A 12,296-nucleotide genomic window follows, 5' to 3' on the forward strand; every position below is an offset into this window, starting at 1 on the left:
TATGAAAAGTGTTGTTTTTTTATCAGTAATTTCTTTACTGATGTTTGCCTCATGTTCAAATGAAGACAACGTAGATCCTGTAGAGAGTGAAAACGGTTCAGTTACTTTTGAACTGTCAGCAGTGAATGAAATAGAGAGTGGCTCGGTGACACGTGCTCCGGTTTATAGCCAGGAGGCCACCCAGCATGTAACCCAAGTGGATGTGTATGCTTTTAAAAAGAGTGGCTCGGATTATCTTTTTGAGAAATCGTACAATATTGCAGGCTGGACGGACGGTACGACTTTCAAACGTTTTTCCGTTCCGGAAGAGAACAAACTGGCTATGGGAGATTATAAGTTCCTGGCAGTTGGAGTCGGAGCGGATAATCAGTTTGCAATAACATCACCTACTGCTTCCACGACTAAGTTTGAAGATATGGTGGCTACTATTGCTACGACAGGTAACGAAACGGAGATCTTTGCCGGTTCTACCCCTTATACGATCATCGCCCAGGGTAGCCGTGTCAGTATCCAGATGACTCGTCAGATAGCCGGTGTTCTGGGATATTTCAAGAATGTACCGACAACGGTAGACGGAACTGCTGTTAAGTACCTGCGGCTTTCAGTATCGGCCACCAATAAAGTGACGAACCTTTCTACAGGTGCCGGATCGACAGCGGGAACCAGTCCGTACAATATTATCGATATCGACCTTTCTACACAAGGTACAGCGAATGATGTTTATACCGGAAATACGGTTGGGTCTGGTGTTGTCAAAGTTGCGAATTCACAGCTTAGTGGTAAATATATGGTTCCTGTTAGTGCTATTACAATGACTTTGGGCTTGTATGATGCGAGTGGAACAGCTCTCAGGACATGGGCGGTTTCTTCTCCCGGAACAGGTACGAGCTTCGATATTCTGGCCAACCATTTCTATACGTTAGGTAGGAAAGTGACTGCAGGCAGTACCGTTGGAGATCCGGATGATCCGAATGATAACGATAATCCGATCGATTTGCTGACTGACCAAACAATCACCATCACTATCTCTCCTAACTGGGTGGCTATTCACGATTTGGTTCTACAGACTCCTTAAACTGAATGTCGTATGAATATTATGCGTCGGACAACAGATGTTTATTTTTGGGCCGCTCTCCTGGCTTCCTTATGGCTGGGAGGGTGTTCTACGGATGATATTCCTCTCGATCAGGAAGTCGGAACGGTTTCTGTTCCTTTGTCGATCATGGAAGAAGGGAGCAATCTCACCCGTGCGTTTGGAGATGCTACCCCTTCCGTGAATCGGGTATTGATCCTGCCGTTTAAAAAGACGAATGAATCCCTGGCGAATGATCCGGCCAATTTTGTACCGGATTATACAGCCGTCAAACAGATCGATCTAAATGCATTTCCTTTGAATACGGCTATGCTCCGGATGACTGCCGGCTCGACATACCAGTTAATGGTGATCGGTTATAACCGGAATGATTATGACTTCGCTAATCCGGCCGCTTCCGGCAGACGTTTCGACCTGGGAATATCCGGTCGGCCGTCGACCTTGGCCGATGTGAATTTGAAGTTGATCAATGCAACGGATGTTCCCGAACTGTTTTCCTGTATGGGTAATGGATATAATGGAACTGTTTCGGTTGGAGGATTATTTAAACCCGAGCAGGTAAATAATATAAAAGGGACGTTAAACAGGATTTCCAGTGGTTTAACGCTGAATATTACCAATATTCCCGCCTATGTGAGCTCTATCCGTTTGAGAGCCGAACAGCTGGTTACGGCAGTGAAGGCCGCTGATGGTACTCCTGTGCAATGGCAGGTTGTCGGTGACACCGGGGTAAGGACGTTGGGGTTATTAGCTCCCGCATCCGGTAAAGTCACATTCAACATGTTTATGTTGCCTACTTTGGATGCACGTAAAACGCTTTTATATCTGGATGTTATTTATGCGGGTATTACGGAGCAGTACACGGTGAAGATTGCTGATGTTGCCAATGTTGTCTCCGGCAATCGAATAATATTCTCACCGAACCATTGGGTACGGATTGATGGTGATTACAATAAAATCAACTTGGGTTTTACCTTATCCAATAATATTAATCTGGATGATAATGCCTGGGATGGTATTCAAAACTATTAAAAGAGTAACGAAGATGAAGACATTTATTCTTGTTTGGGTTGGTTTGCTTCCGCTCTTGCTTTTTGCTGCCTGTGAGAAGGAAGAATTGGTGCCCGTTGAAACGGAAAAGCCGGCAGAGACTCCTGATGACGGAGGCTCCGGTGTTGTCCCGGAGGGATATTTTGTAGTAACATTCTCACCGGAAAGCGGTATGACCCGGACTCCTGTGAGTGGCCTGGATGGGCGGGTTCGTCATCTTCGTTACCTTGTTTATAATGAATCAGGGACGTTTGTAAAGGAAAAAGAGGTGTTGCCTCTGACTTCCGGGACAACGACCTGGCCATTATCTGCCATAAGAGATACTTTGCCAAGGGGAGTCTATACGGCTGTTTTCCTGGGAAACACGGATAAGAATTTGTTCCCTTACCCTGTTACGGGCGGTGGACAGGGAGTGGCAGATGTGTTACTGAACTATAAAGGGCAGATGTCGGATGCACGTATCGTATTGCCCAACGGCCCTTTTTCCGATACGTCGGAATATTATGAAGCGAAGGTGAGTTTTTCGCCTGCTGCGCCGAATCCGAATATTGTGTTACAACGGATCATCGGAATGTTTAGGGTACACCGTAATTTTGTGGATGCACAGACAGCGCTTAACCAACTTGTTAACAATATTGTGACACAGATACAGTATAAGAATTATATACAAACTACGGTGGGAGGATCGGTAACAACCCCGGGATCATTACGTTATTTACTGAATCGTATACCTGCTCTTTCGCTTCTTGATAATGCGGTAAATATTGTAGCTGATGCTTTACTGATTCCCGTAGTCGATACGCTCTATAATTCTTTGCTAAAGGAACTTGTGAACCAGATAGGACGAGCATTGACCGGAAATGCTAATCAGCAGGGGGCACTTAGCGGAATCGGTGTTTTATTGAATCCCTGGGTGGGAGATTCAGCCCGTACGGCGGTTGTTAGTATAAATAATTTCCCCAAGTCGGTGGATCTGAGCAATAATGTGACTGCCTATTATACAGGTGTAAACCGCTTCAGATTTAATTTTACCGGAGGAAATGTTTACAGTGAAAAAGATATCCTTATCCGTGGTTTTCATGGTAGTTTCGATGTTCGCCGTATCAGTGCCATACGTGACGGGCTTATATCCGGTTTTCTGATTGAGAATACGATCGACGGGCCTCTTTTGCTGAATGGTGCTTTTATCGATATTACAGATCCGGTAACGGCTAACGTGGCGACGAATATGCGTTATAAAGCCGATTATTCCTTTGTCGACTTAGGGCTTAAATCATATACCCAGCAAACCGATGGAAACCATTCGCTTACGCTGAGTGTAAAACTTGGGAATATTGCGAATATCGATGGTATACTGGGAGGAATACCTTTGCTGAGTGCTATATTGAGTACAGTTCTGACTCCTATAAAGAATATTACAGTTTCCGTCCCTGTTAATCTACCCTTGCTGGGTGTGAATAACCTGCAATTGTCGGGTAGCTGGAGTGCGGTGACATCTTATTGATTTATCCATCTTTGACTTTCATATTTTCCGGGAAAAGAGCTTGTGGGGAATGAGGAGGCTTATAACTTTAAGTTAAAGTGTAACTTAGCTTTGTATACTTGAGCAAAAAAGCTACTTTTGCACGAGAATATAAAGGAATATATGGTGAAGGATGTATTATACAACCCCAATGCTAACTTAACCCTGAATGAAGTACGGGCTTTGTTGTTTCAACAGAGAATACTTACATTATCCACAGAGGCTTTGGCAAAGGTGGATCATAGCTATACTTTTTTGAAAGATTTTTCAGCGGATAAGATCATTTATGGGATTAATACAGGTTTTGGCCCGATGGCCCAGTACCGCATAGAGGATGATTCCCTGAAACAGTTACAATACAATATTATACGCAGTCATTCGACCGGGGCGGGTGCCCCGCTGTCTCCTTTGTATGTCAAGGCGGCGATGATTGCACGACTGATGACCTTTTTACAGGGGTATTCGGGTGTACATGTAGAACTGGTCGAATTGCTGGTTGAGTTTATCAACCGGGATATTTGCCCTTATATTCCCGAACACGGCAGTGTGGGAGCCAGTGGGGATCTTGTGCAGCTGGCACATATGGCGTTGGCCCTGATCGGTGAAGGCGAGGTTTTCTATAAAGGTGAACGCCGCGATACGGCAGAGGTCATGAAGGAAACCGGACTGAAACCTTTTACTATGAAGATACGTGAAGGCCTGTCCGTAACGAACGGGACATCGGTCATGACCGGTATCGGTATGGTCAACCTGATCTATGCCAAACAGCTGCTTACCTGGTCGGTAATAGCTTCCGTGATGATGAACGAGATCGCATCTTCGTATGACGACTTCATGTCGCCTGCCCTGAACGGCGTTAAACGGCATGAAGGGCAGCAGACGATTGCCCGTGCCATGCGTGAATGGGTGGCGGGAAGTTCTTCTGTCCGTAAACGTGAGAATGAATTATACTGCCGCCATACGGAAAAGATATTTGAACATAAGGTACAACCATATTATTCGCTGCGTTGTGTCCCCCAGATACTGGGCCCCGTATTCGATGAGATGGTCAATGCGGAAAAGGTACTGATCGACGAGCTGAACTCTGCCTGTGATAACCCGATCGTCGACCCGGAAACGGAAAATGTATATCATGGGGGTAACTTCCACGGCGATTATATCTCTTTTGAGATGGACAAACTGAAGATCGCCGTTACTAAGTTGACCATGCTGACCGAGCGCCAGCTGAATTATCTGTTCCACGACCGTATCAACGGCATTCTGCCGCCGTTTGTCAATCTGGGTGTATTGGGACTGAACTACGGATTGCAAGCTTCCCAGTTTACGGCAACTTCCACAACGGCAGAGAGTCAGACCCTGTCGAACCCGATGTATGTGCACAGCATTCCGAATAATAACGATAACCAGGATATTGTCAGTATGGGGACAAACTCCGCCCTGCTGGCAAAAACTGTCATAGAGAATGGTTTCCAGGTGATGGCGATCCATTTTATGGCAATCGTACAGGCGGTGGATTACCTGAAGATACAGGATCGGTTGTCTCCCCGTACAAAGGATATTTATAACGAAATACGTTCTTTCTTCCCGGTGTTTACCGAAGATACTCCCAAATACAAGGAGATCGAAACGATGATCGAGTGGTTGAAGAACAAGAATTTAGAACCGATTGCATGAAATACGCATTAGTAACTGGCGGAAGCCGCGGCATAGGGCGTGCCGTCAGTGTCAGGCTGGCGGAAATGGGATATGCCCTATTGATAAACTACCAAAGTAACGATACGGAGGCAGAACATACCCTGCAACTTGTCCGCGAAAAAGGATCGGACGGCGAACTGCTGAAATTTGACGTAACGGATGCCGCAGCAGTCACTGCTGCCCTTAACGGATGGACGAAAGCCCATCCGGATGCCTATATCGAAGTACTGATCAATAACGCAGGCATTCGCAAAGATAACCTCTTGCTCTGGATGACCGGAGAGGAGTGGCACCGTGTGCTCGATATCAGCCTGTCGGGTTTCTTTAACGTTACGCAGCCTTTATTGAAAGACATGCTGGTAAAACGTTTCGGGCGGATTGTCAATATCGTTTCCCTGTCAGGGATAAAGGGGATGCCGGGACAGACCAATTATTCGGCGGCTAAAGGTGGTATTATTGCGGCAACCAAAGCGCTGGCGCAGGAAGTTGCCAAGAAGAAGGTCACGGTAAATGCTGTTGCTCCCGGTTTTATCCGTACGGATATGACCGGCGATCTGGATGAAGCGGAGCTGAAAAAACTGGTGCCTGCAGGCCGTTTCGGTGAACCGGAAGAGGTGGCTGACCTGGTGGCTTTTCTTGTTTCGCCTGCCGCCTCGTATATTACCGGCGAAGTGATTTCAATAAACGGAGGATTATATACCTGATAATAAAGATATATGAATAGAGTTGTTATTACAGGAATGGGTATTTACTCCTGCATCGGAAAGAACCTGGAGGAGGTAAAGACTTCATTATATAAAGGGAAATCGGGTATCGGTATCGATCCGGTTCGTAAAGAATTCGGATACCGCTCGGCATTAACGGGACTATTGGATAAACCGAACCTGAAAGGCGTACTGGATCGCCGCCAGCGTATCGGTCTTCCCGAACAGGGCGAATATGCTTATCTGGCAACGGCCGAAGCTTTTGCACAGGCGGGGATAGACGAAGAGTATCTGCTGAACCACGAAGTCGGCATCCTTTACGGAAACGACAGCAGTACGGCTCCTGTGATCAATGCGGTGGATATCATCCGTGAGAAAAGAAATACGGCGCTGGTCGGTTCCGGCTCTATCTTTCAGAGCATGAACTCGACGGTGACGATGAACCTGTCGGTTATTTTCAAGCTGCGGGGTGTCAACTTTACGATCTCCGGTGCGTGTGCCAGCGGTTCTCATGCCATTGGGATGGGATATTTCCTGATCCGTTCGGGTATGCAGGATTGTATCGTATGTGGCGGGGCGCAGGAGGTGAATATGTATTCGGTCGGCAGCTTCGACGGGCTGGCGGCTTTCTCTGTCAGGGAGGACGAGCCCGGAAAGGCATCGCGCCCGTTTGACAAACACCGTGACGGACTGGTTCCCAGTGGGGGAGGGGCGACCGTTATCATTGAAAGTTACGAGTCGGCCAAGCGACGGGGAGCGAATATCCTGGCGGAAGTGGTAGGCTATGGCTTTTCTTCCAACGGCGAACATATTTCCGTCCCGAACGTAGACGGGCCGCGCCGCTCACTCGAAATGGCATTGAAAGATTCGGGACTGGCTGCCCGCGATATACAATATGTAAATGCACATGCAACATCCACTCCGCTGGGCGACCTGAATGAGGCGAAGGCTATTGCAGCCGTCTTCGGGGAAACATCCCCGTATGTCACCTCTACCAAGTCGATGACCGGGCATGAGATGTGGATGGCCGGGGCAAGTGAAGTGATCTATTCCATGCTGATGATGCAGAACGGGTTTATCGCTCCCAATCTAAACTTTACGGAACCCGACGAGGCTTCTGCCTTGTTGAACATTCCGGCGGAAACGAAACAACTGGAGTTCGATACGTTCCTGTCCAACTCGTTTGGCTTCGGAGGAACCAACTCTACATTAATAATCAGGAAATTCAAATCTTAGCAGACAATAAACAAATGGCAAGCACAGAATTAATTCAAAAGATCAACGAGAAACTATCGGAGGAGTTCGAAATAGATATAGAACTGATACAGCCCGATGCCCCGTTGATGCAAACACTCGAACTCGATAGCCTCGACCTGGTGGATATGGTCGTACTGGTAGAGCACAACTTCGGCTTTACCCTGAAAGCGCAGGACTTTATCGGGATTAAAACATTTCAGGACTTCTACGACTTTATTGACTCACGTGTGAATGGGTGATAGTAACGATACAGGCTGGAAAGGTAAAACGCGCGGAGGTTCTTTCGGTTACCTCTTCTTCATTCTCTTGATAAAAGGGCTGGGGGTAAAGGCGGCGTATGCGTTTCTTTGTCTGGTCGTGGTCTATTTTGTACCGTTTGCCCCGAAGGCGACCTGTGCGATCTGGAAATATGCGCGGCAAAGGCTGGGTTACAGCCGTTTCCGTTCCGCGTGCTTTCTGTTGAGGAATTATTACCGGTTGGGACAAACCCTGATCGATAAAGTGGCGGTCGGTGCCGGGATGGCTAAACAATATACTTTTGACTTCGGTACGCAATATTCCGATTTCCTGGAGGTATTGAACAGGAACGAGGGAGTAGTGATGATCGGTGCCCATGTTGGCAACTGGGAGATCGGCGCCCCTTTCTTCGACGATTACGGGAAGAAGATGAATATTGTGATGTTCGATGCCGAATATCAGAAGATAAAAGAGTTACTGGAGAAGAATACGAACGGAAAGAACTACAAGGTTATCCCTGTAAATGAAGATAATCTGACACATATATTCCGGATCAGGGATGTTCTGGCCAACGGGGAATATGTTTGTTTCCAGGGAGACCGCTATGTGGAGGGCACGCAGACTTTTAAGGAAACTTTCCTCGGTGCGGAAGCCTCTTTTCCTGCCGGCCCTTTTCTGCTGGCATCCCGTCTGGGGGTACCTGTCGTATTTTATTTCGCTGTGCGTGAGAAAGGAATGCACTATAAGTTTAACTTTGTACTGGCGCAACCGGAGAAGCGCGTCAAAGGGGTGGTTCCCGGACAGGGATTGCTGAAACAGTATGTCTCGGCGTTGGAATCGGTAGTGAAACAATATCCGGAACAATGGTTTAATTACTATGACTTCTGGAAATAACAGATAGAATAAGAGAGAACATGGAATTATCATCTCCTCAAAAAGAAATATACGCAAAGGATCGTTTCTCGGCTGTACAGGCGCAACGTCTGGCACAGGAGATCGCTTTTGGCCCGGTAGTCTTCCAGGTGTCGCGCCTGATGGTTAAATTCGGGATCTTCGGAATGCTCCGCGAAGCACAGAACGGCCTGACGATGGATGAGATTGCGGAAAAGACAGGCCTTTCCCATTATGCCGTACAGGTGTTGTTGGAATCGTCGTTGACGATCGGCACGATCCTGTTGAAAGACGGGCATTTCCATCTGGGAAAAGCCGGATGGTTCCTGCTGAACGATGAAATGGCCCGGGTCAATATGGATTTCAACCACGATTTGAACTATCTGGGACTGTTCCGGTTGGAAGAGGCTTTGCTGAATGGCAAGCCCGAAGGCCTGAAGGTTTTCGGTAACTGGCCGACCATTTACGAAGGCTTGTCCAGCCTGCCGGAAAAGGTGCAGGAGAGCTGGTTCGGTTTCGACCATTTCTATTCCGACAACTCCTTTAAGCAAGCCTTGGAGATTGTTTTTGCCAATCCGGTGCGTACGTTACTGGATGTAGGCGGCAATACCGGGCGCTGGGCGACGCAATGCGTGGCTTATTCGCCGGAGGTGGAAGTGACTATAATGGATCTGCCCCAGCAGTTGGAGATGATGCGTGAACAGACCCGGAAACTGGAAGGGGCCGACCGTATTCATGGCCATGCAGCGGATTTGTTGGACGACGGAACAAGTTTCCCGCAGCCGTTCGATGCCATCTGGATGAGCCAGTTCCTCGATTGTTTCTCGGAGGAGCAGGTACTGAGCATCCTGACACGTGCCGCCCGGTCGATGGAGGCGGGCAGCCGCCTGTATATCATGGAGACTTTCTGGGATCGTCAGCGTTTCGAGACCGCTTCTTATTGCCTGGCACAGACCAGCCTTTATTTTACGGCAATGGCCAACGGTAACAGCAAAATGTATTATTCCGCTGATATGGCCCGCCTGGTAGAAAAGGCCGGACTGGCGATCGAACAGATACATGACGGCCTGGGGCTGGGACATAGTATTATGCAATGTAAACTGAAATAGATATGGCAGCAATCTCGTTCGATACCCCTTTACTGTCCGGTGACGAGCTACTGGATCTGATCCCGCAGCGTGCGCCGATCGTGATGGTTGACCGTTTCTTCGGGATGGACGGCAACGGGTCTTATACCGGATTGAAGGTAGAGGACTCGAACCTGTTTTGTCAGGGCGGGCAACTGGATGAATGCGGCATAACGGAACATATCGCCCAATCGGCTGCCGTAAGGGTGGGCTATCTCTATCGGTGTGCGGGCGAAAAGATCCCGGTCGGTTTTATCGGCTCGGTGAATAAAATGAACTTCTATGCTTTGCCGCAGGTGGGGGACGAATTGCATACCACGATCCGGGTAGAGCAGGAGATTTTTGATATAACGCTTATCTCGGCCACCGTACAGGTGAATGGCACTACGGTAGCCGAAGGTCAGCTTAAGATATTTCTAAAGAAAGACGCATGAGACGGATGAAAATACAGGAAGCGGCATTGACCAACCGCACGACTTTGCGGGTCAGATTCAGCGAGGTAGATTCGATGGAAGTCGTTTGGCATGGCGAATATGTCCGCTATATGGAAGACGGGCGGGAAGCTTTCGGTCGCCAGTACGGTATCGGCTATACGGAGATACGGGATGCCGGCTATGTAGTTCCGATCGTCGAACTGAACATCCAGTATAAGCAATCGCTGAAATACGGTGAGTCGGCTATTGTCGAGACACGGTATATCCGGACGGAAGCGGCTAAGATCCTTTTCGAATATATCATTTTTCGCGAAAGCGACGGGGCGGTAGTGGCTACCGGTTCCAGTACGCAGGTTTTCGTGGATAGCCGCACGGGGGAGCTGGAATTGAATAATCCGGACTTTTATCAAGCGTGGAGAGAGAAATGGAATATCGGATAAACAGCTATATAACCGCCGGCTCGATCATCAGTTCGCTGGGCTTCGGCACGGAAGAGAATTTCTCCCGCATCCGTGAATACCGTTCGGGTATTGCCCGGGTGGAAGATACTGCCCTTTTCGATACGCCTTTTATGGCGGCACGGATAGACGATACCCGGCTAAAGGTACTGGCACAGGAGCTGGACGGCTACACCCGGATGGAGCAACTCTTTATCTTGTCCTTGTCGGATACGATCCGGCAGAGCGGCATCGATCCTGCCGATCCGGGCTGCGGGCTGATTCTTTCCACGACGAAAGGAAATATCGATGGATTGGCTGCCAGCAGGAATGAGCACTCGATTACGCTCGCAATCGACACTCAATTACGGTCGCAATCGGCACCCGATTACGGTCGGAATCGACACCCGATTGGGGAAAGCGCGACCGCGTCCTCTGGGCTTTTCGGGATGGCGATGCGTGTTGCCGGCTATTTCGGTTGTGTGAATGAACCGATCGTTATCTCCAATGCCTGTATCTCCGGTGTGTCTGCGTTGATAGTAGCTTCCCGGTTGATAGAAGCCGGGAAATATAAACATATACTGGTGGCCGGAGGGGATCTGCTGACCCGCTTTGTTGTCACCGGCTTTCAATCTTTCAAATCGGTCAGCCCGGAGATCTGTAAACCCTATGATAAGACGCGTGACGGCTTGTCATTGGGGGAAGCCTGCGGATCTGTGCTGGTGACTTCCGATCGGGGATTGGTCGGGGAGGAACAGCCGGTTAGTATAGCAGGCGGTTCCATCACCAACGATGCCAACCATATTTCGGGGCCTTCACGAACCGGTGACGGCCTGTATTATGCGATCAGCCAGGCGATGGATGAGGCAGGCCTGCAACAGGAAGCCATTTCTTTTGTCAATGCACATGGGACGGCGACCTTATATAACGATGAAATGGAATCGAAAGCCCTGCATTGGGCGGGGCTCGATCATCTGCCGCTCAACAGTATGAAATCCTACTGGGGGCATACGCTCGGCGCTTCCGGTATTATCGAGGTGATTGCCTGTATGGAGGAGCTTCGTAGCGGTGAGGTGTTTGGGACATTCGGGTTTGAAGCCTGTGGGGTTCCTTACCCGTTATCGGTAAGTGCGGCGCATAAAAAGGTGGCGATGGCGCATTGCGTGAAAACGGCGTCAGGTTTTGGCGGGTGTAATGCGGCGGTTGTGCTGTCGTTGGAAGGGGAGAGCTTTGACACACCCCCTGCCCCCTCTCAAGAGGGGAAAGGATACTCCCGGCGCACGGTGGTAATAGAGCGGGGGAAGATCGTGCTGGATGGAGAGGTGCTTCTGGAAACGGAACCGGCGGGAGCGTTTGCTACCTTTATCCGTGCTGCTTATAAGTCTTTAGCGTTGGATGACCGGAAGTTTTATAAGATGGACGATCTGTGTAAACTTGGATATATCGCGGCAGCCTGTCTTTTTGCCCGGAACGGGGGGGAAACGGGATATGAACCCGGCGAAGTCGGAATCATATGCACAAATGCTTCTTCCTCGATGGATACGGACCGGAAGCATCAACATATTATCGATACGATGGGCGATCGGGAAGCAAGCCCGGCTGTGTTTGTCTATACCTTGCCGAATGTGGTGCTGGGCGAACTATGCATCCGCTATAAGATACAGGGCGAGAACACCTTCTTTATCAATAACCGTTATCCGGAATCCTTTGTCCGCGACTATGCCACGCTGGTGATGCGGAAACAGAAACTGCGTGCCTGCCTGACCGGTTGGTGCGAGTTGACGGGAGACCGGTATGAAGCCCGTTTCGACTGGCTGGAACAAACAACGATAGCTAACGAATAATTAAA

At 48.9% G+C, this 12,296-nt stretch carries 12 protein-coding genes; all 12 read left to right on the forward strand.

Going from position 1 to position 12,296, the window contains the following annotated elements:
- Position 1: 1 nt before the first annotated feature.
- Positions 2-1,075, forward strand: a complete 1,074-nt coding sequence (locus HMPREF1212_RS21925; RefSeq protein ID WP_028730187.1) for a FimB/Mfa2 family fimbrial subunit — start codon at positions 2-4, stop codon at positions 1,073-1,075.
- A 12-nt stretch (positions 1,076-1,087) separates the two neighbouring features.
- Positions 1,088-2,125, forward strand: a complete 1,038-nt coding sequence (locus tag HMPREF1212_RS21930) for a hypothetical protein (RefSeq protein WP_046151090.1) — start codon at positions 1,088-1,090, stop codon at positions 2,123-2,125.
- Positions 2,126-2,138: 13 nt separating this feature from the next.
- Positions 2,139-3,647: a hypothetical protein gene (locus tag HMPREF1212_RS21935; RefSeq protein WP_046151302.1), complete on the forward strand. Its 1,509-nt coding sequence runs from the start codon at positions 2,139-2,141 to the stop codon at positions 3,645-3,647.
- A 141-nt stretch (positions 3,648-3,788) separates the two neighbouring features.
- The gene (hutH, locus tag HMPREF1212_RS21940) at positions 3,789-5,339 is read left to right on the forward strand and encodes a flexirubin biosynthesis tyrosine ammonia-lyase FlxA (RefSeq protein WP_028730189.1); all 1,551 of its coding nucleotides are present in this window, start codon (positions 3,789-3,791) and stop codon (positions 5,337-5,339) included.
- A complete protein-coding gene (gene fabG, locus HMPREF1212_RS21945; protein WP_046151091.1) occupies positions 5,336-6,064 on the forward strand; it encodes a flexirubin biosynthesis SDR family reductase FlxB in 729 nt (242 codons plus the stop codon). Before hutH ends, fabG begins: the two co-directional genes overlap by 4 nt.
- A 12-nt stretch (positions 6,065-6,076) precedes the next feature.
- Positions 6,077-7,300 (forward strand): beta-ketoacyl-[acyl-carrier-protein] synthase family protein, encoded by a 1,224-nt coding sequence (locus HMPREF1212_RS21950; protein ID WP_046151092.1) that lies wholly within the window; start codon positions 6,077-6,079, stop codon positions 7,298-7,300.
- A 14-nt stretch (positions 7,301-7,314) separates the two neighbouring features.
- Complete coding sequence (locus HMPREF1212_RS21955; RefSeq protein WP_028730192.1) at positions 7,315-7,560, forward strand: acyl carrier protein; 246 nt, start codon at positions 7,315-7,317, stop codon at positions 7,558-7,560.
- On the forward strand, positions 7,553-8,452 hold the full coding sequence (locus HMPREF1212_RS21960; protein ID WP_046151093.1) for an LpxL/LpxP family acyltransferase: 900 nt from the start codon (positions 7,553-7,555) through the stop codon (positions 8,450-8,452). Before HMPREF1212_RS21955 ends, HMPREF1212_RS21960 begins: the two co-directional genes overlap by 8 nt.
- 20 nt (positions 8,453-8,472) lie before the next feature.
- Positions 8,473-9,558, forward strand: a complete 1,086-nt coding sequence (locus HMPREF1212_RS21965; RefSeq protein WP_046151094.1) for a FlxJ family methyltransferase — start codon at positions 8,473-8,475, stop codon at positions 9,556-9,558.
- Between the two features lie 2 nt (positions 9,559-9,560).
- Positions 9,561-10,010, forward strand: coding sequence for a hotdog family protein (locus tag HMPREF1212_RS21970; RefSeq protein WP_046151095.1), 450 nt, complete (start codon positions 9,561-9,563; stop codon positions 10,008-10,010).
- Complete coding sequence (locus HMPREF1212_RS21975) at positions 10,007-10,450, forward strand: acyl-CoA thioesterase (RefSeq protein ID WP_046151096.1); 444 nt, start codon at positions 10,007-10,009, stop codon at positions 10,448-10,450. The genes HMPREF1212_RS21970 and HMPREF1212_RS21975 overlap by 4 nt, the downstream gene beginning before the upstream one ends.
- Positions 10,435-12,291, forward strand: a complete 1,857-nt coding sequence (locus tag HMPREF1212_RS21980) for a beta-ketoacyl synthase N-terminal-like domain-containing protein (protein ID WP_046151097.1) — start codon at positions 10,435-10,437, stop codon at positions 12,289-12,291. The genes HMPREF1212_RS21975 and HMPREF1212_RS21980 overlap by 16 nt, the downstream gene beginning before the upstream one ends.
- The last annotated feature ends 5 nt before the right edge of the window (positions 12,292-12,296 follow it).

The organism is Parabacteroides sp. HGS0025, from assembly GCF_000969845.1.
In the GTDB taxonomy this organism is placed as follows: domain Bacteria; phylum Bacteroidota; class Bacteroidia; order Bacteroidales; family Tannerellaceae; genus Parabacteroides; species Parabacteroides gordonii.